This window comes from Hydrogenophaga sp. L99 (assembly GCF_058731905.1).
In genome coordinates, this window is record NZ_CM178972.1 from 2,069,904 (window position 1) to 2,095,141 (window position 25,238).

Genomic DNA, 25,238 nt, shown 5'->3' on the forward strand with positions numbered 1-25,238 from the left:
GACGGCGCGACCCTGTGGCTTCAGCGAGAATCAAAGGCTAGCCAAAGTCACAACGCACTTCCTCAACGGATGAAACACAAGCTCAAGCAACTGCTGCCGACACCAGAGACGCTGCGCAACAACCGCTGGCTTCGCTGGATGGGCCCGGTGCTGCACCATCCCAGGCTGTGGCACTTCAGCCGAAAAGGCATTGCCTTGGGCCTGGCGCTGGGCATCTTCTTTGGTCTGCTGATCCCCGTGGCCCAGATCCCTTTCTCCGCCACGGTGGCGGTGCTGTTGCGCGCCAACCTGCCCATGGCGGTGGCGAGCACCTTGGTCACCAATCCGGTGACATTTGGTCCGGTCTATTACGGCGCCTACCGTCTGGGCAAATGGGTGCTGGGTGAAGAAGATGTGTCGGAAAAGAAAGCCGTCAAAATTTTGGAAAAGGCTGAGGCCTTGCCCGCCGAAAAAGAAAGCTGGACCGAGCGCATGCGCGCCTGGGTGACCTACCTCGGCACCGTCGGCAAGCCGCTGGTGGTGGGCCTGGCCATCGTGGCCACAGCCAGCGGGCTGTTTATTTACTTTCTGACCAGTGCGCTGTGGGTACTCAAGACGCGCTGGACGCGCAACCGCCGCTTGCGCGAGCGGCTGTCAAGAAACGCAGTGAAGCCCCTGCAAGGCGCTGACGACACCACCGGCGCCTGAAAACAGCGGCTGGATGGCTCAGGCAGGCGGCGTGTCGAGCAGACACGCTTCCACCACTTGCAGTTCGTTGTCGCGCGCAAAGTTCATGCAAAAGTCCCATGCCATGGGCTCTTCTTCGCGCAAATCGACATGCACCACCACGCACTTGATGCCGTTGATGGTGTTGGGCACGCACCAAGGCGAGTAGCTCAGATGGCTGCCAGGCTGGGCGCCACCGGGGCGAAATTGGCTCATCACGCCCGCCAGGCGCTCGGCCCAGTCGCTGGGACGAAAGGTGCGGCCGCTGAGCGTGACGCCCTGAATGAACACTTGCTTGGCAGTTGGTGAAACCATCGGGGAAGCCTTCGGATGGAGGACCCTGGAAGGGAAAATTGACACCACCAGAACGAGGATCGCTCGCCAGGGTGGGCGCTGGGTATTATATCTTATATAAGACCTGAGACTAGGGATTACCCGACCTCAAGGCAGTCTGCCAGCTTGTGAGGGCATCCGCATGACAGCGATGCGCAACAAGCAATGATGATGCACGCAGCTGCCTCTAAAATCGCTTTTCAACGGCTCAACCTTCGTTGAGCCGCTTTCTTTTTGGCCCCTCTCCACTGGAGTCCTGCATGTCTGCTGCCTTGACCACCGCCGCCTCGCCCCACGTGATGAACACCTACGGCCGACTGCCGATCGCGATGTCGCACGGCCGAGGCTGCCGCGTGTGGGACGTGAACGGCAAGGAATACCTGGACGCGCTGGCCGGCATCGCGGTAAACACGCTGGGCCACGGCCACCCCAAGCTGGTGCCTGCGCTGCAGGAGCAGGTGGCCAAAATGATGCACTGCTGCAACTACTACCACGTGCCCGACCAGGAGCGCCTGGCGCAAATGCTGGTGGAACGCTCTGGCCTGACCAACGTGTTCTTCTGCAGCACCGGCCTGGAAGCCAACGAAGCGGCGCTGAAACTGGCGCGCAAATTCGGGCACGACAAAGGCATTGAGCGCCCCGAAATCGTGGTCTACGAGAAAGCCTTTCACGGGCGCAGCATTGCCACGCTCTCAGCCACTGGCAACCCCAAAATTCAGGCTGGTTTTGGCCCGCTGGTGGAAGGCTTCATCCGCGTGCCGGTGAACGACATTGAAGCGCTGAAAAAAGCAACCGAAGGCAACCCGAATGTGGTGGCGGTGTTTTTTGAAGCCATTCAGGGCGAAGGCGGTGTGAACCCGATGACGGTGGGCTACATGCAAGACCTGCGCGCGCTGTGCGACGCCCGCGACTGGCTGATGATGATTGACGAAGTGCAGTGCGGCATGGGCCGCACCGGCAAGTGGTTTGCGCACCAATGGGCCGGTATCAAGCCGGACGTTATGCCGCTGGCCAAAGGGTTGGGCTCAGGTGTGCCTATTGGCGCCGTGGTGGCGGGGCCCAAGGCGGCCCACATTTTTCAGCCGGGCAACCACGGCACCACCTTCGGCGGCAACCCCCTGGCCATGCGCGCCGGGGCTGAGACCATCCGCATCATGGAAGAAGACGGCCTGCTGGCCAACGCTGCGGCCGTGGGCGCCCACCTGCATGCAGCGCTCGAGGCCGGCCTGCAAGGGCTGGCCGGCGTGAAGGACATTCGCGGTCAGGGCCTGATGATCGGCATTGAACTCGCCAAGCCCTGCGGCGTGATCACACAACGCGCGGCCGACGCCGGCCTGCTGCTGAGCGTGACCGCTGACAACGTGATCCGCATCGTGCCGCCACTGATCATGACCACCGCAGAGGCCGACGAAGTGGCCGCCATCTTGTTGCCACTGATCCACGCGTTTCTCTCAGAATGAATGCCGCCATGAACCTCAAGCACTACCTGCAGTTCAAAGACCTGGGCGCCGACGAATACGCCTACCTGCTCACGCGCGCAGCCTTCATCAAGGCCAAGTTCAAGGCGTTTGAAAAGCACCAGCCTTTCGCCGACCCGGACCGCACCCTGGCCATGATCTTCGAGAAGGCCAGCACCCGCACACGCGTGAGCTTTGAGGCCGGCATGTACCAACTCGGCGGCTCGGTGGTGCACCTCACCACCGGCGACAGCCAGTTAGGCCGCGCAGAACCGATTGAAGACAGCGCAAAGGTCATCAGCCGCATGGTGGACCTGGTGATGATCCGGACCTTTGAGCAAAGCAAGATCGAAGCGTTTGCCGCGCACTCGCGCGTACCCGTCATCAACGGCCTGACCAACGAATTCCATCCCTGCCAGATTCTGGCCGACCTGTTCACCCTCGTCGAATACCGCCCCGCTGCCAGCGGCAACCCGCTGGACGCCATCAAAGGCAAGGTGGTGGCCTGGGTGGGCGACGGCAACAACATGGCCAACACCTGGCTGCAGGCCGCCGAGTTGCTGGGCTTCACGGTGCACGTGAGCACGCCCAGCGGCTACGAAGTGGACCCCCAGCTCGCCGGCATCGGCAACCCCGGTTGCTACAAAGTCTTCAAAGATCCCAAGGAAGCCTGCGCGGGCGCCGATCTGGTCACCACCGACGTCTGGACCAGCATGGGCTATGAAGCCGAAAACGAAGTGCGCCGCGCTGCCTTTGCCCAGTGGTGCGTGGACGAGGCCATGATGGCCGTGGCCAAGCCCGATGCGCTCTTTATGCACTGCCTGCCCGCGCACCGCGGGGAAGAAGTGAGCGCCGAGGTGATCGACGGGCCACAAAGCGTGGTGTGGGACGAGGCCGAAAACCGCATGCACGCGCAGAAAGCCCTGATGGAGTACCTGCTGCTGGGCCGGCTCTGATCTCTGATTCTCTGGACACCCAGAAGTCCCAACATGGTCGGCCGTGAGGCCCGCCCCCAACAGGAAACCCATGCAAGCCTTGCTCGACGCCATCACACAGATGGACGCTCCCACCGACGCTGGGCGTATTTTTCATGGCCGCGGTGGTTTGCACCCGGGCTGCGAACAGTGGGCGCTGGATGCTTTTCCGCCGGTTTGGCTGCTCACCAGCTTCCAGCCCGCTACCGACGCCGAACTGGCCCTGGTCCACAACGCCTTGGCCGCCCGGTGGGCCCAGCTGCAACCCGACGAGCCCCTGAACTGGGTCTACCAGTGCCGCCAGGCCGGGCAGACCGAAACCCGCCTGATGGCCGGCGCTGTGCCACAGCCGCACGTGGTGAGCGAGCGGGGCGCGCGCTACCTGGTGCACGTGCTCAAGGGACAAAACCACGGTCTTTTTCTGGACATGGCCGAAGGCCGCGAATGGGTGCGCGCGCAAGCGACCGGCCAGAAGGTGCTGAACCTGTTTGCCTACACCGGCGCCTTTTCGGTGGCGGCCTTGCAAGGCGGTGCCAAGCAGGTGGTGAATGTGGACATGAGCGCGGGCGCCATGGCCATAGGCCAGCAAAACCACGCGCTCAACGGGCTGCAGGCCGGCGCCAGTTTTCTGGCCCACGACATCTTCAAAACCTGGGGCAAGATCACCCGCAGCGGGCCGTATCACCTGATCGTGGTGGACCCCCCGAGCTACCAGAAAGGCAGCTTTGTGGCCACCAAAGACTACCTGCGGCTGATGCGCCGCCTGACCGACCTGCTGCGCCCCGGCGGTAAGGTGTTGCTGTGTCTGAACGCGCCCGAGCTGAGCGCCACGTTTCTGCGAGAGCAGATGCAGGAGGCAGCGCCCGAACTGGTGTTCGAAGAGCGCCTGCCCAACCCGGCGGTATTTGCCGACGTGTCAGACGAGCGCTCACTGAAGGTGCTGGTGTACAGCGCGCCCGAACTGGCAGCGAAAAGCGCCACACCGCCCAGCCTCTGACACCCGCCCCGATCTACCCATGTCTGCCTGCACATCTTGCGGCGCCTGCTGCGCCAGTTTCCGGGTTGATTTTTCGGTGTTTGAAACCCAGGCCGAGGGCGGCGCGGTGCCCGACGGGCTGGCGGTAGAAGTGACTGCCAGCACCTGCCGCATGCGCGGCACCGACCACTCGCCCCCGCGCTGCGCCGCCTTGTCCGGCAAGCTGGGCGTGAAGATCGGCTGCGGCATCTACGAATGGCGCCCCTCGCCCTGCCGCGAGTTTGAAGAGGGCAGCGACGCCTGCGAGCGGGCGCGCCAACGCCACGGTCTGCCACCGCTCTCAGGCTCGCACTGAAACACCAACTGCTTCAGACCTAAACATTTTCAGAGCTTGTTGGAAATAACCGACACCACGGTTTTTTGGCCGGTGCTACCTTCACGGCACCATGAAAAAGCTTTGGGACATCTCCCCCTCCATCCACGCGGCTGCACCGGTTTTTCCGGGTGACACGGCGTACGCACAAACCTGGGTCGCCAGCATCGGGCCCGGTTGCCCGGTGAACGTGAGCGCCATCACCTTGTCGCCCCACGTGGGCGCCCACGCCGACGCGCCGCTGCACTACGACCCCGAGGGCGAAGCCATCGGCGCGGTGAATCTGGACGCATTTCTGGGCCCCTGCCGGGTGATCCATGCCATCGGCTGTGGTCCGCTGGTGCAGCCCGCGCACCTTGCGCACGCCATGGAAAACCTGCCGGAGCGCGTGCTGGTGCGGGTCTACGAGCGCCAGCCGCAAGACCACTTTGACGACACCCTGCCCGCCTTCGCTCCCGAAACCGTCACGCTGCTGGCCGACCTGGGTGTGAAGCTCATCGGCATCGACAGCGCCAGCATCGACCCCGCCGACAGCAAGGCGCTGCTCAGCCACCAGGTGATCCGCCAGCGCGGCCTGCGGGTGCTGGAAAACCTGTTGCTCGACGATGTGCCCGAAGGCGACTACGAGTTGATTGCCCTGCCCCTGAAGCTCACCACCGCCGACGCCAGCCCTGTGCGCGCGGTGCTCAGAGCGCTTTAAACCCCTGCCAACGGAGCCCCCATGATCACCCAGCAAGACTGCATCCAACTCGACGCCCAAGACCCTTTGCGCAGCCTTCGCCAGCTGTTCAGCATTCCCGATGGCACCATTTACCTCGACGGCAATTCGCTCGGCGTAATGCCGGCCGCCACCCCGGCGCGGGTGGCCGACACCGTCGCCCGCGAATGGGGCACCGACCTGATCCAGAGCTGGAACAAAAACGGCTGGTTTGCCATGCCCCAACAAGTGGGCAACAAGATCGCCCGACTCATTGGCGCGGGCAACAACGAAGTGGTAGCCACCGACAGCACGTCCATCAACCTCTACAAAGTGCTTAGCGCGGCGCTGAACATGGCTGCGGTGGACAGCCCGGCCCGCAAGCGCATCGTGAGCGAGCGCAGCAACTTCCCGACCGACCTCTACATTGCCGAGGCGCTGTGCAAAGAGCGCGGACTGGAGCTGGTGCTGGTCGAGCCAGAAGAGATCGCGGGCGCGCTGAACGAGCAAGTGGCGGTGCTGATGCTCACCCATGTGAACTACCGCACCGGCGCCATGCACGACATGGCCGCCCTGACCGCCGCCGCCCACGCCGCCGGCGCACTGATGGTGTGGGACCTGGCGCACAGCGCAGGCGCCGTGCCGGTGGACCTGAGCGGTGCCAGCGCCGACTACGCCGTAGGCTGCGGCTACAAATACCTCAACGGCGGCCCCGGCGCACCCGCCTTTGTGTGGGTGAACCCGAAACACGCCAACCGCTTCTGGCAACCGCTGGCCGGCTGGTGGGGCCACGCGGCTCCGTTCGCCTTCACGCCCGACTACCAGCCCGCCCCCGGCATCACCCGCTACCAGTGCGGCACCCAGCCCATTATCAGCCTGGCCGCGCTGGACTGCGGGCTTGACGTGTTCACCGCCGCCGAAGCGCTCGGCGGTATGGCCGCGCTACGCACCAAGTCGCTGGCGCTCACCGACCTGTTCATCACGCTGGTGGAAGAGCGCTGCGCAGGACACGGCCTGGGCCTGGCAACGCCACGGACGCACGCAGAACGCGGCTCACAAGTCTGTCTGACACGGGACGAAGGCGCCTACGCCATCGTGCAAGCGCTGATTGCGCGCGGCGTGGTGGGTGACTACCGAGCGGGCGACGGCGGCAACCACAAGGACATCCTGCGCTTTGGTTTCACCCCGCTCTACATCGGCTTTGAGGAGGTCTGGCTCGCGGTGGAACACCTCAAGCAGGTGCTGGAAAGCGGCGAGTGGAAACGCCCCGAATTCAACCGCCAACACGCCGTCACCTGATGCCGTTTCATCCAAACCGCCGTTCGGGCTGAGCCTGTCGAAGCCCTCTCAACCCAGCATTGCACAAGCCCTTCGACAAGCTCAGGGCGAACGGAGACACCCCATGGCCTGCCCACACAACCCCATTTCATCGACAGCCCCCGCCGCCGCGCACGCCACCGAAGCCATCGTCGCCGAAGAAAAGGCCCAACTCGACTTCAGCGAGCGCATGAGCTACGGAGACTACCTGCAGCTCGACGCGATTCTGGGCGCCCAAAAACCGCTGTCGCCCGCGCACGACGAGCTGCTGTTCATCGTGCAGCACCAGACCAGCGAACTCTGGATGAAGCTGATGCTGCACGAGCTGCACGCCGCGGTGAACAACATCGCCAGCGACGAGCTGAACGCCGCCTTCAAGCAGCTCGCGCGTGTCAGCAAAATCATGGAACAGCTGGTACACGCCTGGGACGTGCTGGCCACCATGACGCCGCCCGAATACAGCGCCCTGCGGCCCTACCTGGCCCAGTCCAGCGGCTTCCAGAGCCACCAGTACCGCTGCATCGAGTTCGCCATGGGCAACAAAAACGCCGCCATGCTCAAGCCCCACGCGCACCGGCCCGACCTGCTGGCCGTGGTGCAGGCAGCGTATGAAGCCCCGTCGCTGTACGACGAAGCGCTGCGCCTGCTGGCCCGGCGTGGCTTGGCGGTGCCCGCCAGCCACACCCAACGCGACTGGACCCAGCCCTACGAAGCCAGCGACGCGGTGCAACAAGCCTGGTTGCAGGTGTACCGCAACCCCAAAGACCATTGGGACCTGTACCAGCTGGGCGAAGAACTCACCGACCTGGAAGACGCCTTTCGCCTCTGGCGCTTTCGCCACGTCACCACCGTGGAACGCGTGATTGGCTTCAAGCGCGGCACCGGCGGCACCGGCGGTGTGAGCTACCTGCGCAAGATGCTCGACGTGGTGCTGTTCCCCGAAATCTGGCGCCTGCGTACCGACCTGTAACGCACGGCTGGTGATAATGGCCGGATGAGCACGCCATCCTCTCAGCACCTCCGTCCTTTCATCCCGTCTCGCCGCCGGTTGTTGGTAGTGGTCGGCTGGCTGGCCGCAGCAACGGTGGCGTGGGGCACTTCGGCAGCACGCGCGCAGCCGGTGGTGGTGGCTGCCTCTGACCTGAAGTTTGCGCTGGAAGAAGTGGCCGCGCTGCACCAGAAAGCGGGCGGCAGCCCGGTGCGGCTGGTGTTTGGGTCGTCCGGCAATTTTTACCGCCAAATTTTGCAAGGTGCGCCCTACCAGCTGTTTTTGTCGGCGGATGAAAACTTTGTGTTTCAGCTGGCCGATGCTGGCAAAACCGAAGACCGGGGCGTGCTGTATGCCGTGGGCCGCATCGGCCTGATGGTGCCCAAGGGCTCGCCGCTGAAGGCCGACGGTGAGCTCAAAGACCTGGCGCTGGCGCTGAAAGACGGGCGGCTGAAAAAGTTGGCCATTGCCAACCCGGAACACGCGCCCTACGGCACGCGGGCCATGGAAGCGCTGCAACACGCGGGCCTGTGGCCGGCCATCCAGCCGCGGCTGGTGCTGGGCGAAAACATTTCGCAAGCCACGCAGTTCGCCACCTCGGGCAGCACGCAAGGCGGCATCGTGGCGTATTCGCTGGCTTTGGCGCCTGCGGTGTCGGCGCTGGGAAGCTTTGCGCTGATTCCCGAAAGCTGGCACCAGCCGCTGCGCCAGCGCATGGTGCTGGTGCGCGGTGCCGACGCCGCCAGCCGCGCCTTTTACGCCCACCTGCAAACACCCGCCGCCCAGGCCGTGCTGCGCCGCCACGGCTTCACCCAGCCCACCGCCGCCAAGACCCCCTGACGGCGCATGGACTGGACCGCCCTCACCCTCTCGCTCAAGCTGGCCGGCGCCACGGTGGCGCTGCTGCTACCGCTGGGCCTGTGGCTCGGCCGCTGGCTGGCGCGCACGCCCGCGCGCTGGAAAATCTGGGTCGAAGCCGCCATGCTGCTGCCGCTGGTGTTGCCGCCCACGGTGCTGGGCTACTACCTGCTGGTGGGGCTGGGCAACAGCTCGCCGCTGGGCCAGTTGGCGCAGCAACTCTTCGGTGTGCAGCTCACCTTCAGCTTCACCGGTTTGCTCATTGCCTCGCTGGTGTTCAACATTCCCTTCGCCCTGCAGCCGCTGCAGCGGGCCTATGAAAACGTGCCCCCCAGCCTGCACGAAGCGGCGCTGGTGTGCGGCCTCTCGGCCTGGGAACGCTTCACCAAGGTGGACCTGCCACTCGTGTGGCCCGGCATCATGTCGGCAGCGGTCATGACCTTTGCCCACACGCTGGGCGAATTCGGCGTGGTGCTCATGGTGGGCGGCAGCATCCCGGGTGAAACGCAAACCATCGCCATCGCCATTTACGACCGGGTGCAGGCGTTTGACACGCGCGCTGCGCACACCATGTCGCTCACCCTGCTGCTCATTTCGCTGCTGGCCATCGCGGCGTCGCTGCTGGCCAGCCGCCGGCTTGGCCGCCCCCGCCCAGAGACCACACCATGAGCCTGCAGGTCAGCATCGACCAAGCCCTGCCCATGCGCCTGGCGGGCAGCTTTCAGTGCGCGCCGGGCCAGCTGGTGGCGCTGGTGGGGCCGTCGGGCGCGGGAAAAACGTCCCTGCTGCGCGCCATCGCCGGGCTCATGAAGCCGCAAAACGCCCGCATCAACGTGGGCAGCGCCTGCTGGTGCGACACCGCACAAGGCCTGTGGGTGCCGCCACAGCAGCGCAACGTGGGTCTGGTGTTTCAAGACTACGCGCTCATGCCCCACATGACCGCGCTGGACAACGTGGCCCTGCCCCTGCGTGGGCCAGATCGCCTGCCCCGCGCGCTTGACATACTGCGCCGCGTGGGCCTCACTGCCGAGCACATGCAGCGCCGCCCGGCCCAGCTCTCGGGCGGGCAGCAACAGCGCGTGGCCGTGGCGCGCGCGCTGGTGCGCGAGCCGGCCGTGCTGCTGCTGGACGAGCCGTTTTCAGCCGTGGACCAGATGAACCGGCAAACGCTGTATGCGCTGCTGGCCGAGCTGCGCGAAGACATTGCCGTGCCCATGGTGCTGGTCACCCACGACCTGAACGAAGCCCGCCTGCTGGCCGACGAACTGGTGGTGATGGCCGAAGGCGCGGTGCTGCAGCAAGGCCGCGCCGACGCCATCCACCGCGCCCCGCGCAACGCCCGCGTGGCCGACATCGTGGGCATTGCCAACCGCTTTGACGGCGTGTGGCTGGGGCCCGACGCCAACAGCCCCGATGGCACCGGCTGGCTGCGCTGGGGCACCGGCGACGCTGCCATGCACCTGCCGGTGCGCGACAAAGGGCGCATTGAGCCGGGGCAGTCGGTGGCCTGGGTGGTGCCGGGTGAAGGCTTGCGGCTGTGTAACGAAACCGCTGCGTCCAGCGCGCCACCACCCAACGGCCTGAGCCTGCAGGTGCGGGTGGTCACGCTGCGCCACCTGGGCGATGTGTGGCTGCTGCGCCTGCAATGCCTGGACGGACCCCAGGCCAGCTTTCAGATCATGCTGACCGGCCCGCAGGTGGGCCCGCTGGTGCCGGGCCAATCGCTGCAACTGTGCATGGACCTGAGCATGCTGCACATCATGCCCATCAAAACCGGCGCGGGCGCGCTGGCTTCGGCGGGCTGAGGCCCGCCCAACCGGATCACCGCTGCTGGCTCAGGGCCGGATGTTGTTGCGGGTGATCACGTCGGTCATGGCGGCCGTGTCGGCCCGCACGCGCTGCGCCAGCCCCTCGGGCGAGGTGCCCGCCACCTGCCAGCCCTGGTTCAAAATGGTCTGGCGAATTTCAGGGCGGCGCACGATGTCCGTCAACAAGGTGGCCAGGCGGTTCACATGGGCCTTGGGCAGGCTGTTGGGCGCTGCAACCGCGTTCCAGATTTCCAGTTGCATGTCGCGCACGCCCAGCTCGGCCAGGCTGGGCAGTTCGGGCGCGACGCTGCTGCGCCCGCGCGACGTGACACCGATGGCGCGCAAGGTGCCACCACGCACCTGGGCCAGGGCCAGGCCCGGTGGCAGCAAGGCCATCTGGATCTGGCCACCCAACATGGCCGAAATCACCTGCGGATTGCCCTGGTAAGGCACATGCACCGGCGCCAGGCCGGCGCGGCCTTTCAGCAGTTCCATGCCCAAGTGCGCCACCGTGCCCACGCCGGGGGTGCCGTAGTTCCAGCGGTCGCCCGCCTCGCGCGCAGCTGCAAAAAACCCGGCTCCGCTGGTGGGGGTGTTGGCCGGCACGGTGAGCACCAGGGGCGACACCGCCAGCAGCGACACCGGCGCCAGGTCGGTCAAGGGGTCGTAGGTTGTGGCCGGGTTGAGGATCTTGGCGATCGTCATGTTGCCGTTGATCATGAGCCCGATGGTGTGGTCGTCGGTGGCGCGGGCCACCAGGGCGGCGGCAATGTTGCCACCGGCGCCCGGGCGGTTGTCCACCACCACGGGCTGGCCCAGCGCCTGCGACAGGGGCTCGGCCAGCGCACGCGCCATCAGGTCGGGCGACGAACCCCCGGGGAAACCCACCACGATTTTCAGCGGCCGGCTGGGCCAGGTGGTTTGGGCCTGCGCGGTGGGCAGCGCCCAGGCGCTGGCCAGGGTGGCAGCAACAACCAGGGCTTGGCGGCGGTTGGGGCAGTGTGTGGCGTTCATGGTGTCTCTCTCGGTCAGGGTGTCGGTGGGCAGGTCAGTCGAGCGGGTCGGGCGGCCCCTCGTACAGCCAGGCATTGTCCAGCAGACCTTCGCCCAGCAGGGCCATGGCGCTGTTGCGGCCCCAGCGCAGCAGGCCGCTGGCATGAAAAATGGTGCCGTTGCGCTGCGAGCGGCTTTGCACGCGGGCGTTGCGCGCCCAGCGGGTCTGCGCGTACCGCGCCAGCAGGTCGGGCCAGTCTGCCACGGGTGCGGCATCGCGCAGGCGGCCGAGCGTCCAGGCGTCTTCTATGGCCATAGCAGCGCCTTGCGCCAGGTAAGGGCGCAGCGGGTGGGCCGCATCGCCCAGCAGCGCCACCCGGCCGTGCGCGTGCTCATGCGGGCCGGTCATGGGCGCGCGGTCGTTCAGCGCCCACAGTTTCCAGCCCTTCACCACATCGATCATGGTCATCAGGTCTTTGCAGGCCGGGCCAAGTGCGCGTTTCAGGTCGGCCGCCTGGGCTTCATGGCTCCAGCTTTGCGGGTCGCTGCCCACCGGGCCGCCATGGCCTTGGCCCAGCACACCGTGCACCACCGCCACCACGTTGAACCACTCGCCGCTGCGCACGGGGTAATGCACCACATGCAGGCGCGGGCCGAGCCAGGCGGTGACCGCGTTGTCGCGCTGCGCGGCGGGCAGGTCGTCGCGGTGCACCATGCCCCGGTAGGCCAGGTGGCCACTGGCGCGCACCGGCTGCGCGCCCAGCATCTGCGACCGCACACGGCTCCACAAGCCGTCGCTGCCAATGAGGGCCTGCCCCTCCAGCGTCGTGTCGCTTTCGGTCGTCACTTGCACGGCATCGGCCGTCTGCTCATAAGCGGCCACACGCGTGTTGAGGTGCAGGCGCACACCGGGTTCTTGCTGGACGGCGCGCAGCAAGAGGCCGTGCAGGTCGGCGCGGTGCAGGGTGGCGTAGGGCTGGGCGTAGCGGGCCAGGGCCATGGCACCCAGGCGCAGCTGCCCCAGCCGTTGGCCGCTGTGTGCATCGCGCACCCACAGCAGCTCGGGAAAGGCGGCGCAGGCCTGCAGCTCGTCTGTGAGGCCCCAGGCATGCAGCACGCGCACCGCATTGGGCCCCAGTTGCAGGCCCGCGCCCACTTCGCCAAAGGCGCTGGTTTGCTCCAGCACGTCCACCGAAACCCCGGCCCGGGCCAGCGCCAGCGCGCAGGCCAAGCCCCCAATGCCGCCACCGGCGACCACCACATGTTCATTCATGGGAAGCGATTGTGCCGCCCGCGTGCGCGGCGGCCTTGACGCAGGTCAGGGCAACGCGGTCAAAGCACGCGGTTGAACCAGAACAACGACAAGCCGGCCGACAGCAGCGCCAGCACCGAAGCCAGCAGCGCGAGCAGAGCCGAAATTTCAGTTTCCTTTTTCTCCACCGTGAGCCGGGTACTGAGCGACTCGTACACCTGCTTGAGGTTCTCAGCCGTGCCGGCGTAAAAGTATTCCCCCTGCGTGGTGCGGGCCACGCTTTTCAGCGTGTCTTCGTCCAGCCGCACCCGCATGGACCAGCCTTCAAACCCGATCACTTCGCCGTCCACCGTGCCAATGCCCACGGTGTAGACGCGCACGCCCCGGTCGGCGGCCAGTTGGGCGGCTTCTGCGGTGTCCACGCCGGTGGTGCGCTGGCCGTCGGTGAGCAAAATGATGGACGCCGAGGTGTAAGAGCCCGGCGGCACGGGCGCCGCCGGGGGCTGCTGGTCTTTGCGGGCCTGTTCGAGCGAACGGCCCTGGGGCGCAAACGGGTCGCTGTTGCGGCCATAGGTGAGGCTGGCCAGATCGAGCCCCTGGCCCGGAAACAGCTCGCCCAGCGCCACCACAATGGCGCTGCCGATGGCGGTGGCGCGTTGCAGCTGAAACTTGTCGATGGCGGCCACCAGGTCTTCGCGGCTCAGGGTGATGGGCTGCACCACCTGCGCGGTGCCGGCAAACGCCACGATACCCACGCGCACATGGCGCGGCAGCTCGGCCAGAAACGCCTTGGCGGCGGCTTGCGCGGCTTCCAGGCGGTTGGGCTCCACGTCGGTGGCGCGCATGCTGCCCGACACATCCATGGCCAAAATGATGGTCTGCTGTTGCGACGGCAGCACGATGCTGGCCATGGGCCGCGCCGAGGCCAGCAGCATGGCAGCCAGCGCCAGCCACAACAGCGCCGGGGGCACATGCCGACGCCAGCCTGGGCCTTTGCCCATGGCCTCGCGCACGATGGCTAGGCTGGCAAACCGCAGCGCCGTTTGCTGGCGCCGGCGCAGCAGCCACAGGTAGCCCAGCAGCAGCAGCGGCAGGGCCAACAGCAACCACAGAAGCTGCGGCCAGAGAAAGGTGATGGGCCCATTCATGAGCGTGCTCCTTCAGGTGCACCCGCCCGCGACAGGTGCGGGCCGGCGGGGCCGCGCGGTGTGCCGCGCCCCAGGCGGCTGCGCCGCTTGCGCAGGTCCACGAAGCGCAGCACGGCGTCGGCCAGATCGTCGTCGGTGGAGAGTTCGAGCGTGTCCACGCCCGCGCGCGCCAGGCTCTCGCGCAGCTGGGCTTCCCGTTGCGCGGCAATGCGGGCAAAGCGCTGCCGAAAACCCGCGTCGTGCGTGTCCACCAGCAGCTGTTCGCCGGTTTCGGCGTCGCGTATCGGGATCAGGCCCAGGTCGGGCAGCGCCAGTTCCAGCGGGTCCAGCAGGCGCACGGCCACCACGTCGTGGCGTTGGGCCAGTTCGCCCAGGGGCTGCTCCCAGCCGGGCTCGCTGATGAAGTCGGACACCACAAACACCGTGGCCCGCTGGTGCACGGTGCGCGCAGCGGCGCTGAGCAAGTCAGACAGGCGGGTTGGGCCGTTTGCGGCTTCGCGGCTGGCTTCACGATTCAAAGGCGCTGGCGGCTGCTGGATCAGGTGGATCAGCTGCAGCAAGTGGGCGCGGCCACCACGGGCCGGCAGCACCGCGTCCACCAGCGGCTGGCCGCGCGAGCCGTAGAGCACCGCACCCACGCGGTTGCCGTGGCGGGTGATCAGCCGGGCCAGCACCGCCACCGCGTCGCGCAGCACCGTGCTCTTGCGTTGCGGGCCCGAGCCAAAGTCCACCGAGGGGCTCAGGTCCAGTAAAAACCAGGCGGCCATTTCGCGGTCTTCGGTGAACACGCGCACATGCGGCTGCTGCAGGCGCGCGGTCACGTTCCAGTCGATGTGGCGCACGTCGTCGTGGTGCTGGTATTCGCGCAGGTCGGCCAGGTCCAGCCCGCTGCCGCGCATGAGGCTGCGAAAGTCACCTTGCAGCAAGCCGTCAAGGCGGCGGATCACGGTCCAGTCGAGCCGTTTTAGCAACGCGTCGGCCCGCTCGCGCGGCGCGCTGACCGGCGCCGGCGGCGGCGCGGCGGTGCGGGGTTTGAAGAGACCGAACAACATGGCCGTGTGCCTTCAGGCCACCCGCTTTTCGTGCTCCAGCGGCTTGGCGGGCGGTTTCACCGCGGCCATGATGCGCTGCACCAGCACATCGGGGCTCAGGTCTTCCGAGATGCCCTCGTACGACAGCACGATGCGGTGGCGCAGCACGTCGGGCACCAGGTCGGCCATGTCTTCGGGCAACGCATAGCTGCGCCCACGCAGCAGCGCCAGCGCGCGGGCCCCTTCCACCAGGCCAATGGTGGCGCGCGGGCTGGCGCCGTAGGTGATGAAACGGGCCATGTCTTTCAGGCCATGCTTGTCGGGGTTGCGCGTGGCCGACACCAGCTTCACCGCGTACTGCACCAGCGAAGGGTCCACATACACGGCTCGGCACTGCGCCTGCAGCGCGGCCAGCTGCTCGGTGGTGGCCACCGCCTGCACCTGCACCGCCGGGCCGGTGACGCGCTCGACGATGACGAACTCTTCTTCGTCGGTCGGGTAATCCACCACCACCTTCATCATGAAACGGTCCACCTGCGCTTCGGGCAGCGGGTAGGTGCCCTCGGTTTCAATCGGGTTTTGCGTGGCCATCACCAGAAACGGGCTGGGCACCTTGTGCGATTCACCGGCAATGGTCACCTGGCGCTCTTGCATCACCTCCAGCAACGCGCTTTGCACCTTGGCGGGCGCCCGGTTGATCTCGTCGGCGAGCAGCAGGTTGGCAAACACCGGGCCGAGCGCGGTGCTGAAGTCGCCGGTTTTCTGGTTGTAAATGCGCGTACCGACCAGATCGGCCGGCACCAGGTCGGGTGTGAACTGGATGCGCTTGAAACGCCCTTGCACCACGTCGGCCAGGGTTTTCACCGTCAGGGTTTTGGCCAGCCCGGGCACCCCTTCCACCAGCAAATGGCCTTGCGCCAGCATGGCCACCATCACACGCTCCAGAAATCGGTCTTGCCCGACGACCACCCGCTTCACTTCGTACAGGATCTGCTCCATCAGCTGGGCGGTGTCGGGGGCGTTGGGGTCGCTCATGTTGCTCTCCGTTTCAGAAGGGGGGAAGACCGGCGGCGCTGGCGGCGCTTTCTATGGGCACTGCAAAACCGATGCCCACAAAGGTGCGGTGGCTGGTCGGGTTGAGGATGCCGGTGACGATGCCCACCACCTCGCCGTCCATGGTCACCAGCGGCCCCCCAGAATTGCCGGGGTTGGCGGCGGCGTCAAACTGGATCAGGTTGCCAATTTCCTGCTCGCCCTCGGGCGAACGAAACGAGCGGCCCAGCCCTGAAATGACACCCGCCGAAGTGGACGGCCCAATGCCGAACGGGAACCCGACGGCCACCACCGGTTCACCGGGCAGCAGGTCGGTGGTGGACCGCATGGTGGCGGCGCTCAGGTCGTCAGGAATGGTGTGGGCCTGCAGCACGGCCAGGTCGTTTTCAGGCTGCGCGCCCACCACGCTGGCTGCCGACATGCTGCCGTCGGCAAACACCAGCCGGATGGTCTGCGCGCTTTGCACCACATGCAGGTTGGTCAAAATCACACCCTTGTCCACGATGACCACCCCGGTGCCCACGCCCTGCTCTTCGTCTTCACCCTTTTTGTTTTTGGCGAACGACACGACGCGCACCACCGAAGGGCGGATTTTTTCAGCCGCACGGGCCGATGCCGAAGGCAGATTTTGGGTGGTGAGGGTGCGCAGCACCGCCGCATCGATGTCCTTTTGCGTCAGCCCACTGGCGCCGCCCGGCCCGCGCAGCAGCACGCTGGCCAACAGCAGCGCACCCAGCACCGCCATGCCGGCCCACATCACGCGCGGGCTGGTGCCGGCCTGGGTGAGCCGCTGACCCAGCCGGAGGCGGGTCTGGGGTGGCGCGGGCGTTTCCTGCGGCGCCGTGTCCACCGCTTCGGGCGCAGCCGCCGCAGCGGCGCGGGCCGAGCGGCTGTACAGGGCAGGCTGGCGCATGGGCTTCTCCTGGTGCGCCGGAATGGGCGCTGTGCACATCATGCCGCGTTGCGCGGCACCGCTCAAGCACTCAACAATTGCCTGAGCACATAGGGCAGGATTCCACCCGCGCGGTAATAGTTCACTTCCACTGGCGTGTCGATGCGCAGCGTCAGCACCACTTCCTGGCAGTGACCATTGGCACGGGTGATCACCAGGGTGGCGTCGCTCTGGGGCAGCAGTTCGGGGTGCGGCAGCACGTCCAGCGTTTCGTCGCCCGTGAGGCCCAGGCTTTCCCACGAATCGCCGACCTTGAACTGCAGCGGCAACACACCCATGCCCACCAGGTTGCTGCGGTGGATGCGCTCAAAGCTGCGCGCCACCACGGCCTTGATGCCCAGCAGCTGGGTGCCTTTGGCGGCCCAGTCGCGGCTGGAGCCGGTGCCGTATTCTTCGCCCGCCAGCACCACGGTGGGCACACCGGCGGCCTGGTAGCGCGTGGCAGCGTCAAAAATGGCCATTTTCTGGCCTTGCCCGGTGCCGCTGCTCTGGTAAATCGTCCAGCCGCCCTCTTCGCGTGAGCCTGCGGCGTCGGGCGCGAGCATCAGGTTTTTGATGCGCACATTGGCAAACGTGCCGCGCATCATCACGTCGTGGTGACCCCGGCGCGCGCCGTAGCTGTTGAAGTCGGCCTTGAGCACGCCGCGCTCCCGCAGCCACTGGCCAGCGGGCGAGTTTTCGGCGATGTTGCCGGCTGGGGAAATGTGGTCGGTGGTGATCGAATCACCAAACAGTGCCATGATGCGCGCGCCACGCACCGCGGGGGCCACCTCGGCGGGCTGCGCCAGTTCGAAGTCGGTAAAAAACGGCGGCTCGGCAATGTAGGAGCTGGCCGGCCAGGTGTAGGCGTTGCCGCTCACACCCTGTATGCGCGCCCACAGCGGGCCGGGCTCGCCCTTGATGCGCTCGTAGTTGTTGCGGTAGGCCTTGCCTTTCATGGCAAATTTCATCAGCGCGTGCACCTCTTCGCTGCTGGGCCAGATGTCCCCCAGGTACACCGGCCGGCCCCCTTCGCCCAGGCCCAGCGGCTCGGTCATCAGGTCGGTCATCACGTTGCCGGCAATGGCGTAAGCCACCACCAGTGGCGGGCTGGCCAGAAAGTTGGCTTTCAGGTTGGGGTGAATGCGGGCTTCGAAATTGCGGTTGCCCGACAGCACCGCCGCGCACACCAGGTCGTTTTGCGTGATCACCTCGTTGAGCTCGGGCGTGAGATCGCCCGCATTGCCAATGCAGGTGGTGCAGCCGTAGCCCGCCAGCGCAAAACCCAGCTTTTCCAGGTAGGGCAGCAAACCGGTGGCGGTGAGGTATTCGGTGACGATGCGCGAGCCCGGTGCCAGCGATGTCTTGATGTGCGGCCTCACCTTGAGCCCGGCCTGCACCGCCTTTTGCGCCAGCAGGCCAGCAGCCAGCATCACGCCGGGGTTGCTGGTGTTGGTGCAGCTGGTGATGGCCGCAATCAGGACATCGCCGTTGCCCACCGACAGCGAGTGGGGGTGCGGTGTGGCGGCCTCGGACTGGGCGGTGGCGCGCGCAGGCCGGTTGGCGTCCATTTCGGCCACCGAGCGCGGTGCTCCTGCCGGCGTGGGCTGCTCGCGCAACTCGTGCAGTGCTTGGTCGCCGTCAACTTGCAGCTGGTGGCGGGTGTGCAGCAAAGCGGCTGGGCGGTTGAAGCCGTTGTCGGCGTTGGGCTTGCTGAACAGCGACGCAAACTGGCTGGCCACCTGGCCGAGCTCGATGCGGTCTTGCGGCCGCTTGGGGCCCGCCAGGCTGGGGGTGACCTGGCCCAAATCCAGCGTGACCACCTGCGAATAGTCGATACCACCCGCCCCGATGGAAGCTCCTGGCGCACCCGGCACACCGAACAAGCCCTGCGCCCGAAAGTAGGCTTCAAAGGCCTCAATTTCGGCCTTGCTGCGACCGGTGCCCCGGAAGTAATCCAGCGTCTTGTCGTCCACCGGAAAGAAGCCCATGGTGGCACCGTATTCGGGCGCCATGTTGGCGATGGTGGCGCGGTCGGGCAGCGCCAGCGAGGCCGTGCCTTCACCAAAAAACTCCACAAACTTGCCCACCACCTTGTGGCTGCGCAACAGCTCGGTCACCGTCAACACCAGGTCGGTGGCGGTCACGCCTTCGCGCAGCCGGCCGGTCATCTCAAAACCCACCACGTCGGGCATGAGAAAGTACACCGGCTGGCCCAGCATGGCGGCTTCGGCCTCAATGCCACCCACGCCCCAGCCCACCACGCCAATGCCGTTGATCATGGTGGTGTGGCTGTCGGTGCCCACCAGGGTGTCGGGGTAATACAGGCCGCCCTTCAGGTGCACGCCGCGCGCCAGGTACTCCAGGTTAACCTGGTGCACGATGCCAAAACCCGGCGGCACGACGCCAAAGGTTTCAAACGCCTGCATGCCCCATTTCATGAATTCGTAGCGCTCGCGGTTGCGCTGAAATTCCAGCTTCATGTTGAGGTCGAGCGCTTTCTTGGTCCCGTAGTGGTCCACCATCACCGAGTGGTCCACCACCAGGTCCACCGGCACCAGCGGTTCAATCTTTTTCGGGTCCTGGCCCAGGCGCTGCGCCACGCTGCGCATAGCGGCCAGGTCGGCCAGCAAGGGCACGCCGGTGAAGTCTTGCAACACCACCCGCGCCACCGTGAAAGGTATTTCGTCGCTGCGCGCAGCGTTGGGCTGCCAATTGGCCAGCTGCGCAACATGCTCGGCCGTGACGCGCTCGCCATCGCAGTGGCGCAACACGCTTTCGAGCACGATGCGCAGCGACACCGGCAGACGCGAGACGTTAGGAAACTGCTTGGCCAGCGCTGGCAGGGAATACAGGCGACCACTCTTGCCCGACGCGGTCTTGAAGTGTTTGACGGTATGGGCAAACGGGTGGGCAAAGCGGGCGGACGGGGTCATGAAGAACTCCAGATAAAAGCCAAAACTGACGAGTCCATTCTGTTCGCAGCCATGGAGTCCGCGCTGTCTGTAGTGGCTTGTCGGGTCACAAGCCTCTTATGTCAAGCGCCAAGGGGGTGGTCTTGGGTGCGCCCACCACCAGGCATGGCATCGACGCTTGGGTCGTATGTAGGCTGACGCACAGACAGCGGCGCAGTCCGTCCAGATACTGCAACCACACGAACGCTGGTACGCCGTAGCAGCGAAGCCTTTCGAGCCGTGCGGCCACCAAGACAACCAGACGTGGCCGAAGACCCTAAAACCCGCCAACGAGAACACCATGAAAATCAACCCAATCACCCACCGCCCCTGGACATGGATCGCTCCTTTGGTTCTCAGCACCCTGGTGGCGGCCTGTGGCGGTGGCGACCCTGTGCTGGGTTTTGACGGCACGGCCAACAACCCGACCGTGGATTCAGCCGTTGCACCGCTGGTGGGCACCACAGTCGCATTGGCTTCTGCATCCACCTTCGGCATCTTTGGCGGTTCGGCGGGCACGACCAACCAGGGTACTTTCACCGTCATCAATGGCGACATTGGCACCACGGCGGTATCGACTGCGATCACAGGCTTTTACGACACGGCGCCCACCAACTGTCTGTACACCGTGACCGGCGCCAATGCCGGCCTGGTGACCGGGAGCATTTACAGCGCACCGCCGCCGCCCACTGTTGACTGCCCGACCGAAGGCACGGCCAACACCTTTGCGACAGCCACCGCAGCACGCGCAGACGCTCTGGCGGCCTACAACACGCTGGCTGGTCTGGCCGGTGGCCCTGACCCCCGTGCGGGCAACCTGGCCAACCTGGTGCTCGCACCCGGCGTTTACACGGCTGCGGCAGGCACTTTCATGATTGAAGGCGGTGACCTGACGCTGGACGCCCAAGGCGATGCCAACGCGGTGTGGGTGTTTCAGATGGCCCAAACCCTCACGGTGGGCGGCCCAGGCGCGGCATTTCCGCAGAGCGTGGTGCTCGCCGGCGGCGCACAAGCCAAGAACGTGTTCTGGCAGGTGGGCAGCGCAGCCACCATCAACGCCGGCGGTGGCGGCACCATGGTGGGCACCATCATTTCTCAGGCGGGTGTCGCGTTTTCAACGCCAGGCAACGTCGCACTGGTCACGCTCAACGGCCGCGCGCTCTCGCTCGACGCGTCGGTCACCCTGGTGAACACGGTGATCAACGTGCCAGCGCCTTGACGCGCCCTTGCTCAGCAACCTATTTTTGAAGAACAACATGACACCCACCACCCACAAAAGTGCAGGCGCTTTGAGCCTGCTGACCCTGGCACTCTTCGCCAGCCCCATGGCCCTGGCACAACAGTCCGGCTGGTACGGCGGGGCCAACGTTGGCCGCACCGGTGCGGAGATCGACGACGCCCGCATCGCCAGTGGCCTGCTGGTACAGGGATTCAACACCACCTCGATCGACGACCGGGACCGCAGCAACGGCTTCAAGCTCTTCGGCGGGTACCAGCTCAGCCCCTACTTTGCGCTCGAAGGTGGTTACTTTGACCTCGGCAAGATCGGCTACACCGCCCATACGGTCCCAGAAGGCACGCTCAATGGCGAGATGCGCGTCAAAGGTCTGAACCTGGACCTGGTGGGCACCCTGCCGCTGACCGGTAAGCTGTCGGCCATCGGGCGCATCGGTGTGAACTACGCCCGCGCGAACGACCGATTCTCCAGCACCGGTGCAGTCAACGTGAGCAACCCAACCGCCAGCAAAAATGGCACCAACGCCAAATATGGCGTCGGCCTGAACTACGCGTTCAGCGATGCCCTTGCCATGCGGCTGGAAGTAGAGCGCTACCGTGTCAACGACGCCATCGGCAACAAAGGCGACATCGATATGGTGTCGGTCGGCCTGGTGTACCGTTTTGGAGGCCCTGAACCCGAGCGTGTGGCACGCGCCGTGGCGCCTGAGCCGGTGCTTGTGGTCGCGCCCGTCATCGTGCAGGCACCGCCGCCGCCCGCGCCGGCTGCCCCAGCGGTGGTTGTGCACAAGCGCGTGAGCCTCTCGGCGGAATCGTTGTTCGGCTTTGACGCCGACACGGTAAAGCCGGAAGGCCGAATGGCGCTCGACCAGTTCGCCCGAGATCTTGCAGGAACCACCTACGGGTCGGTCCGTGTCCAAGGCCACACCGACCGGCTGGGCTCCGAGGCCTACAACCAGCGCCTGTCGGAACAGCGCGCTGCGGCCGTGAAGAGCCACTTGGTCACGGCAGGCAAGCTCGATGCCAGCAAAATTTCGGCTATCGGCATGGGCGAGACACAGCCAGTCACCCAGCCTGAAGACTGCCAAGGCAACCAGCGCACTCCAGCACTTGTGGTCTGTCTGCAGCCCGATCGCCGGGTTGACGTGGAAGTCACCGGCACCCGCTGATCAACGACCCAGCGCCTTGAGCCAGCCTGTCTGGCGACAGGCGCGCATGCACCAGAAAAAAAGGCCGCGACAGCGGCCTTTTTGCCGCCTGTGCGTCGGGCATCGATTGGCGCTATTTTTTATACAGACGGCGCAGATCGGCGCGGGAAACCTTGACCACACTGTGCGGCAGCGCCCCAGCTTTCAGGCCCGGCAAGACCACGCAACAAGGTTTTTCTGCTGCACGAGCGCCCTGCGTCGCACCCGGCTTGAACGGCATCGCGTGGGTGATCTGTGCCACGCGTCTTGTGAGGACACACCGCACGCAAAAAAATGCCCCCGTGGCGAACCGTCGGGGGCATTTTTTTCGGACTGGCCAGACCGGCAGAGAAAAGCCTCAAGAGCACCGAGGGCACTCTCGAAGCATGGCCAAAGGAGCGGCTAGATGCGGCCCATCACCAGCAGCACCAGCAGAATGACCGCGATCAGCCCGAGACCGCCGCTGGGCCCGTAGCCCCAGCTTTTGCTGTGGGACCACGTCGGAATGGCGCCCACCAACATGAGGATCAAGACAATCAAAAGAATGGTGCCGATGCCCATGGTGTTCTCCTTCGGTGGGTTGAAAGGTCAATCAATTGGCAGGGGCTGGCACAACGATGACGTTGGTGTCACCACCGGTCTTGCCGGTTTCGCCTTGCATGCCGGTGGTACCGGTCTGGCCTGTGGCACCGGTTGAGCCGGTGTAACCCGTGTCGCCCGTGGCACCGGTGGCGCCTGTGTATCCGGTGCTACCGGTGGCGCCGGTGGAACCTGTGTAACCCGTGTTGCCCGTGTTGCCAGTGGCGCCAGTGGCTCCGGCAGGGCCGGCAGGGCCGGGGACCATGATGGTGGCCGGGGCTGTGTTGACGATCGTGGGCTCGCGGTCGCAGGCCACCAGACCGAAAGTGGACAACAGAGCGATCAGCAAGAGGGAATGGCGAATAGGGTTCATGGGGATTCCTTGTAGTGAGGGGGTGTGACGGCGCCTCTGAGGCGCACCACACAGCGCAACCCGACGGACAGGCTTGTCCATCTGTTGCATTCCAGCGTAGGTGTTTGCACCGCTGCGATCTGTGCGCTGCCGAACACCCACACCAGAAAAATCCGCGGCCTGCCGGCCCAGACGAAAAAAAGGGTGGCCCTCACACCACCCTCTTGCACCAGACGACCGCCCGAGGCGCCGCGCCTACTTTTTTTGAACCGGGTTGGCAGTAAGCCAGTTGGCCGGGTAGGCGCGCATGAACTCTTTGGCCTTTTGTGGGTGGGCGGTGAGCCAGGCGCCGTAAGCGCCCTCGTTGAGCACCGCCGGCATGCGCTTCTCGGAACCGGGCTGCTGGTAGCGGTTCATCAGCGCGTGGCTATTGGCGTTGACCGTGAGCAAGGTGAAGCTGACGATGACCTGGCCGTCGGCACCGCTCCAGCGTTCCCACAAGCCGGCCACGCCCATGGGCTTGCCGTCCACCCGGGCAATGCGGGTGGGCACGGCTTTGCCGCTGCGGTAGTCGTCTTCAATGAAGGCCATCATGGGCACGATGCAGCGCTGGCCGCGGGTCCAGGCGTCGTAATAGTATTTCGACGTGCTCGCTGTTTCAGAGCGGGCGTTCACCAGCTTGGTCGAGCGCAGTTTGGCGTCCGATGCCGATTTGACCCATGTCGGCACGAAACCGAACTGGCCCGAGACCAGCTCCAGCACCAGAGGCGCCGCCTCGGCGGGTGCGGCCTCAGCGGTGCCCTCAGCCGGTGCATCGGGCATCTCGGACTCGGCATGCTCAAGCGGCTGGGCTGGCGCGGCGGTGGCTTGCGCTTTTCGAATGAACACCCCCGGCTGGCGCGGCCAAACGTTGCGCCCCACAGGGGTTTCGGGGGCAGCCACGTTAAAGGCATCGGGGTACAGCGCGGCAGGCTGCAGGCTTTCGTATTGGGAACTCATGCGGCGATGCTAGCCGAACGCCGCAGCGCACCCACCCAAGGCCGGTGCGCCTGAAACAGCCGCCTTCGTTTTGCCGCCAAAATCGGTTTTATTTGTGAGGCGTTTTGGTGTCCGTTTCTGACCTTGTTTGTTCACACGCTGCGGCAACCGTAGCCCCCAACCGCCGCACCGTGCTGCTGGCCGCCGCAGGCCTTCTGGCCTGGAGCGCAGGAGGGCGGGCCGCAGCGGCCAGCTCAGCCGATGGTGCCAGCAGCGTCTTGCCCCCCATGGCGCCGGTGCCGGGCGGCATCGCCCGCCTGTCGCTCAGGCCGTCGGCCACACGGCCTCTGGCGTTTGTGACCGCCACCGACGGCAGCACGGTGCCTTTGCTGGTGCTGGGCGACGTGATCGAATGGACGGCGCTGGTGGGCATACCGCTGGCCGCTGTGCCTGGGGAAGCACACATTGAGGTGCACGCGGCCCACGCTGCGCCACACAACCTGCGCTACACCGTTGCGCCCAAGCGCTACGCCGAACAGCGGCTGAAGGTGGCGCCCAAAACGGTGGACTTGTCAGCCGAGGACCTGGCTCGCTTTGAGCGCGAGCGCGCCCACCAGCAACAGGTGATGGCCACCTTCAGCGAACCCCTGCCCGACCTGAACCGCCTGCGCATGCAGGTGCCCACGCCGGGGCGGCGCTCCAGCTCGTTCGGGCTGCGCCGGGTCTTCAACGGCCAGGCGCGCAGCCCGCACAGCGGCATGGACATTGCCGCGCCCACCGGCACGCCAGTGGTGGCGCCGCTGCCCGGGCGGGTGATCGACACAGGCGACTATTTTTTCAACGGCCAGACCGTCTGGCTGGACCACGGCGGCGGCTTGCTGAGCATGGTGTGCCACCTGAGCGCCATACAGGTGAAGCTGGGCGATGTGCTGAGCGCCGGTGAAACGGTGGGCGCGGTGGGCGCCACCGGCCGCGTGACCGGGCCACACCTGCACTGGGGCGTCATGCTCAACCGCACCATGGTGGACCCGGCGCTGTTTCTGGCCGCCTGATTTGCC

Annotated in this window: 26 protein-coding genes; 14 read left to right on the forward strand and 12 right to left on the reverse strand. The window is 65.9% G+C overall.

What is annotated here, in order from left to right; translation table 11 throughout:
• The first annotated feature begins 69 nt into the window (after positions 1 to 69).
• Positions 70 to 687 (forward strand): DUF2062 domain-containing protein, encoded by a 618-nt coding sequence (locus AC4QBL_RS09850; protein ID WP_472899768.1) that lies wholly within the window; start codon positions 70 to 72, stop codon positions 685 to 687.
• An 18-nt stretch (positions 688 to 705) separates the two neighbouring features.
• Here AC4QBL_RS09850 and AC4QBL_RS09855 read toward each other — a convergent pair whose 3' ends face one another.
• On the reverse strand, positions 706 to 1,020 hold the full coding sequence (locus tag AC4QBL_RS09855; protein ID WP_472899769.1) for a DUF3579 domain-containing protein: 315 nt from the start codon (positions 1,018 to 1,020) through the stop codon (positions 706 to 708).
• A 278-nt stretch (positions 1,021 to 1,298) separates the two neighbouring features.
• On the opposite strand from AC4QBL_RS09855, the gene AC4QBL_RS09860 reads away from it, so the two are divergent.
• From AC4QBL_RS09860 to AC4QBL_RS09905, 10 genes are all read left to right on the forward strand, one after another.
• Positions 1,299 to 2,498, forward strand: a complete 1,200-nt coding sequence (locus AC4QBL_RS09860; protein ID WP_472907136.1) for an aspartate aminotransferase family protein — start codon at positions 1,299 to 1,301, stop codon at positions 2,496 to 2,498.
• Positions 2,495 to 3,451 (forward strand): ornithine carbamoyltransferase, encoded by a 957-nt coding sequence (gene argF, locus AC4QBL_RS09865; protein WP_472899771.1) that lies wholly within the window; start codon positions 2,495 to 2,497, stop codon positions 3,449 to 3,451. The genes AC4QBL_RS09860 and argF overlap by 4 nt, the downstream gene beginning before the upstream one ends.
• A 70-nt stretch (positions 3,452 to 3,521) precedes the next feature.
• Complete coding sequence (locus AC4QBL_RS09870; protein ID WP_472907135.1) at positions 3,522 to 4,466, forward strand: class I SAM-dependent methyltransferase; 945 nt, start codon at positions 3,522 to 3,524, stop codon at positions 4,464 to 4,466.
• A 19-nt stretch (positions 4,467 to 4,485) separates the two neighbouring features.
• Positions 4,486 to 4,800, forward strand: a complete 315-nt coding sequence (locus tag AC4QBL_RS09875; protein ID WP_472899773.1) for a YkgJ family cysteine cluster protein — start codon at positions 4,486 to 4,488, stop codon at positions 4,798 to 4,800.
• A gap of 91 nt (positions 4,801 to 4,891) precedes the next feature.
• The gene (gene kynB, locus AC4QBL_RS09880) at positions 4,892 to 5,518 is read left to right on the forward strand and encodes an arylformamidase (protein WP_472907134.1); all 627 of its coding nucleotides are present in this window, start codon (positions 4,892 to 4,894) and stop codon (positions 5,516 to 5,518) included.
• A gap of 21 nt (positions 5,519 to 5,539) precedes the next feature.
• Positions 5,540 to 6,814 (forward strand): kynureninase, encoded by a 1,275-nt coding sequence (gene kynU / locus AC4QBL_RS09885; RefSeq protein ID WP_472907133.1) that lies wholly within the window; start codon positions 5,540 to 5,542, stop codon positions 6,812 to 6,814.
• A gap of 103 nt (positions 6,815 to 6,917) precedes the next feature.
• Complete coding sequence (gene kynA / locus AC4QBL_RS09890) at positions 6,918 to 7,802, forward strand: tryptophan 2,3-dioxygenase (protein ID WP_472907132.1); 885 nt, start codon at positions 6,918 to 6,920, stop codon at positions 7,800 to 7,802.
• A 24-nt stretch (positions 7,803 to 7,826) separates the two neighbouring features.
• Positions 7,827 to 8,660: a molybdate ABC transporter substrate-binding protein gene (gene modA, locus AC4QBL_RS09895; protein WP_472899777.1), complete on the forward strand. Its 834-nt coding sequence runs from the start codon at positions 7,827 to 7,829 to the stop codon at positions 8,658 to 8,660.
• Between the two features lie 6 nt (positions 8,661 to 8,666).
• Positions 8,667 to 9,347 (forward strand): molybdate ABC transporter permease subunit, encoded by a 681-nt coding sequence (modB, locus tag AC4QBL_RS09900; RefSeq protein WP_472899778.1) that lies wholly within the window; start codon positions 8,667 to 8,669, stop codon positions 9,345 to 9,347.
• Positions 9,344 to 10,483, forward strand: a complete 1,140-nt coding sequence (locus tag AC4QBL_RS09905; protein WP_472899779.1) for an ABC transporter ATP-binding protein — start codon at positions 9,344 to 9,346, stop codon at positions 10,481 to 10,483. The genes modB and AC4QBL_RS09905 overlap by 4 nt, the downstream gene beginning before the upstream one ends.
• Before the next feature lie 30 nt (positions 10,484 to 10,513).
• Here AC4QBL_RS09905 and AC4QBL_RS09910 read toward each other — a convergent pair whose 3' ends face one another.
• The 7 genes from AC4QBL_RS09910 to AC4QBL_RS09940 all read right to left on the reverse strand — a co-directional run bounded on the left by AC4QBL_RS09910 (position 10,514) and on the right by AC4QBL_RS09940 (position 19,830).
• The gene (locus AC4QBL_RS09910) at positions 10,514 to 11,500 is read right to left on the reverse strand and encodes a Bug family tripartite tricarboxylate transporter substrate binding protein (protein WP_472899780.1); all 987 of its coding nucleotides are present in this window, start codon (positions 11,498 to 11,500) and stop codon (positions 10,514 to 10,516) included.
• Between the two features lie 34 nt (positions 11,501 to 11,534).
• Positions 11,535 to 12,752, reverse strand: a complete 1,218-nt coding sequence (locus AC4QBL_RS09915) for an FAD-dependent monooxygenase (protein ID WP_472899781.1) — start codon at positions 12,750 to 12,752, stop codon at positions 11,535 to 11,537.
• Positions 12,753 to 12,811: 59 nt separating this feature from the next.
• Complete coding sequence (locus tag AC4QBL_RS09920) at positions 12,812 to 13,867, reverse strand: VWA domain-containing protein (protein ID WP_472899888.1); 1,056 nt, start codon at positions 13,865 to 13,867, stop codon at positions 12,812 to 12,814.
• Positions 13,868 to 13,875: 8 nt separating this feature from the next.
• Positions 13,876 to 14,931, reverse strand: coding sequence for a DUF58 domain-containing protein (locus AC4QBL_RS09925; protein ID WP_472899782.1), 1,056 nt, complete (start codon positions 14,929 to 14,931; stop codon positions 13,876 to 13,878).
• 12 nt (positions 14,932 to 14,943) lie between these two features.
• The gene (locus tag AC4QBL_RS09930) at positions 14,944 to 15,945 is read right to left on the reverse strand and encodes an AAA family ATPase (RefSeq protein WP_472899783.1); all 1,002 of its coding nucleotides are present in this window, start codon (positions 15,943 to 15,945) and stop codon (positions 14,944 to 14,946) included.
• 13 nt (positions 15,946 to 15,958) lie between these two features.
• On the reverse strand, positions 15,959 to 16,876 hold the full coding sequence (locus AC4QBL_RS09935; protein WP_472899784.1) for a S1C family serine protease: 918 nt from the start codon (positions 16,874 to 16,876) through the stop codon (positions 15,959 to 15,961).
• A 62-nt stretch (positions 16,877 to 16,938) separates the two neighbouring features.
• Entirely contained in the window at positions 16,939 to 19,830 is a 2,892-nt protein-coding gene (locus AC4QBL_RS09940; protein WP_472907131.1) for an aconitate hydratase, read from the reverse strand.
• Positions 19,831 to 20,149: 319 nt separating this feature from the next.
• On the opposite strand from AC4QBL_RS09940, the gene AC4QBL_RS09945 reads away from it, so the two are divergent.
• Both AC4QBL_RS09945 and AC4QBL_RS09950 read left to right on the forward strand, forming a co-directional pair.
• Complete coding sequence (locus AC4QBL_RS09945; RefSeq protein ID WP_472899786.1) at positions 20,150 to 21,067, forward strand: ice-binding family protein; 918 nt, start codon at positions 20,150 to 20,152, stop codon at positions 21,065 to 21,067.
• A 37-nt stretch (positions 21,068 to 21,104) separates the two neighbouring features.
• Positions 21,105 to 22,253 carry an outer membrane beta-barrel protein gene (locus AC4QBL_RS09950; RefSeq protein WP_472899787.1) on the forward strand — a complete coding sequence of 383 codons (1,149 nt, stop codon included), beginning with the start codon at positions 21,105 to 21,107 and terminating at the stop codon, positions 22,251 to 22,253.
• A 112-nt stretch (positions 22,254 to 22,365) separates the two neighbouring features.
• Here the strand turns inward: AC4QBL_RS09950 and AC4QBL_RS09955 are convergent, their stop codons facing one another.
• From AC4QBL_RS09955 to AC4QBL_RS09970, 4 genes are all read right to left on the reverse strand, one after another.
• Positions 22,366 to 22,533, reverse strand: coding sequence for a hypothetical protein (locus tag AC4QBL_RS09955; RefSeq protein ID WP_472899788.1), 168 nt, complete (start codon positions 22,531 to 22,533; stop codon positions 22,366 to 22,368).
• A 140-nt stretch (positions 22,534 to 22,673) separates the two neighbouring features.
• Positions 22,674 to 22,832 carry a DUF3309 family protein gene (locus AC4QBL_RS09960; RefSeq protein ID WP_472899789.1) on the reverse strand — a complete coding sequence of 53 codons (159 nt, stop codon included), beginning with the start codon at positions 22,830 to 22,832 and terminating at the stop codon, positions 22,674 to 22,676.
• A gap of 31 nt (positions 22,833 to 22,863) precedes the next feature.
• Positions 22,864 to 23,223 carry a collagen-like protein gene (locus tag AC4QBL_RS09965; protein WP_472907130.1) on the reverse strand — a complete coding sequence of 120 codons (360 nt, stop codon included), beginning with the start codon at positions 23,221 to 23,223 and terminating at the stop codon, positions 22,864 to 22,866.
• Between the two features lie 234 nt (positions 23,224 to 23,457).
• Positions 23,458 to 24,201, reverse strand: a complete 744-nt coding sequence (locus AC4QBL_RS09970) for an SOS response-associated peptidase (protein WP_472907129.1) — start codon at positions 24,199 to 24,201, stop codon at positions 23,458 to 23,460.
• A 107-nt stretch (positions 24,202 to 24,308) separates the two neighbouring features.
• Between AC4QBL_RS09970 and AC4QBL_RS09975 the strand changes: the two genes are divergently transcribed.
• Positions 24,309 to 25,232, forward strand: coding sequence for a peptidoglycan DD-metalloendopeptidase family protein (locus AC4QBL_RS09975; protein ID WP_472907128.1), 924 nt, complete (start codon positions 24,309 to 24,311; stop codon positions 25,230 to 25,232).
• Positions 25,233 to 25,238 lie beyond the last annotated feature (6 nt).

Excerpts from the sequence above, each read along its gene's own strand:
- kynU (WP_472907133.1), top strand. The coding sequence starts at position 5,540 with ATGATCACCCAGCAAGACTGCATCCAACTCGACGCCCAAGACCCTTTG.
- kynB (WP_472907134.1), top strand. The coding sequence starts at position 4,892 with ATGAAAAAGCTTTGGGACATCTCCCCCTCCATCCACGCGGCTGCACCG.
- AC4QBL_RS09910 (WP_472899780.1), bottom strand. The coding sequence starts at position 11,500 with ATGAACGCCACACACTGCCCCAACCGCCGCCAAGCCCTGGTTGTTGCT.
- AC4QBL_RS09940 (WP_472907131.1), bottom strand. The coding sequence starts at position 19,830 with ATGACCCCGTCCGCCCGCTTTGCCCACCCGTTTGCCCATACCGTCAAA.
- AC4QBL_RS09925 (WP_472899782.1), bottom strand. The coding sequence starts at position 14,931 with ATGTTGTTCGGTCTCTTCAAACCCCGCACCGCCGCGCCGCCGCCGGCG.
- AC4QBL_RS09870 (WP_472907135.1), top strand. The coding sequence starts at position 3,522 with ATGCAAGCCTTGCTCGACGCCATCACACAGATGGACGCTCCCACCGAC.
- AC4QBL_RS09945 (WP_472899786.1), top strand. The coding sequence starts at position 20,150 with ATGAAAATCAACCCAATCACCCACCGCCCCTGGACATGGATCGCTCCT.
- AC4QBL_RS09960 (WP_472899789.1), bottom strand. The coding sequence starts at position 22,832 with ATGGGCATCGGCACCATTCTTTTGATTGTCTTGATCCTCATGTTGGTG.
- kynA (WP_472907132.1), top strand. The coding sequence starts at position 6,918 with ATGGCCTGCCCACACAACCCCATTTCATCGACAGCCCCCGCCGCCGCG.
- AC4QBL_RS09905 (WP_472899779.1), top strand. The coding sequence starts at position 9,344 with ATGAGCCTGCAGGTCAGCATCGACCAAGCCCTGCCCATGCGCCTGGCG.
- modB (WP_472899778.1), top strand. The coding sequence starts at position 8,667 with ATGGACTGGACCGCCCTCACCCTCTCGCTCAAGCTGGCCGGCGCCACG.
- AC4QBL_RS09970 (WP_472907129.1), bottom strand. The coding sequence starts at position 24,201 with ATGAGTTCCCAATACGAAAGCCTGCAGCCTGCCGCGCTGTACCCCGAT.
- AC4QBL_RS09850 (WP_472899768.1), top strand. The coding sequence starts at position 70 with ATGAAACACAAGCTCAAGCAACTGCTGCCGACACCAGAGACGCTGCGC.
- AC4QBL_RS09855 (WP_472899769.1), bottom strand. The coding sequence starts at position 1,020 with ATGGTTTCACCAACTGCCAAGCAAGTGTTCATTCAGGGCGTCACGCTC.
- AC4QBL_RS09860 (WP_472907136.1), top strand. The coding sequence starts at position 1,299 with ATGTCTGCTGCCTTGACCACCGCCGCCTCGCCCCACGTGATGAACACC.
- modA (WP_472899777.1), top strand. The coding sequence starts at position 7,827 with ATGAGCACGCCATCCTCTCAGCACCTCCGTCCTTTCATCCCGTCTCGC.
- argF (WP_472899771.1), top strand. The coding sequence starts at position 2,495 with ATGAATGCCGCCATGAACCTCAAGCACTACCTGCAGTTCAAAGACCTG.
- AC4QBL_RS09935 (WP_472899784.1), bottom strand. The coding sequence starts at position 16,876 with ATGCGCCAGCCTGCCCTGTACAGCCGCTCGGCCCGCGCCGCTGCGGCG.
- AC4QBL_RS09915 (WP_472899781.1), bottom strand. The coding sequence starts at position 12,752 with ATGAATGAACATGTGGTGGTCGCCGGTGGCGGCATTGGGGGCTTGGCC.
- AC4QBL_RS09930 (WP_472899783.1), bottom strand. The coding sequence starts at position 15,945 with ATGAGCGACCCCAACGCCCCCGACACCGCCCAGCTGATGGAGCAGATC.
- AC4QBL_RS09875 (WP_472899773.1), top strand. The coding sequence starts at position 4,486 with ATGTCTGCCTGCACATCTTGCGGCGCCTGCTGCGCCAGTTTCCGGGTT.
- AC4QBL_RS09965 (WP_472907130.1), bottom strand. The coding sequence starts at position 23,223 with ATGAACCCTATTCGCCATTCCCTCTTGCTGATCGCTCTGTTGTCCACT.
- AC4QBL_RS09950 (WP_472899787.1), top strand. The coding sequence starts at position 21,105 with ATGACACCCACCACCCACAAAAGTGCAGGCGCTTTGAGCCTGCTGACC.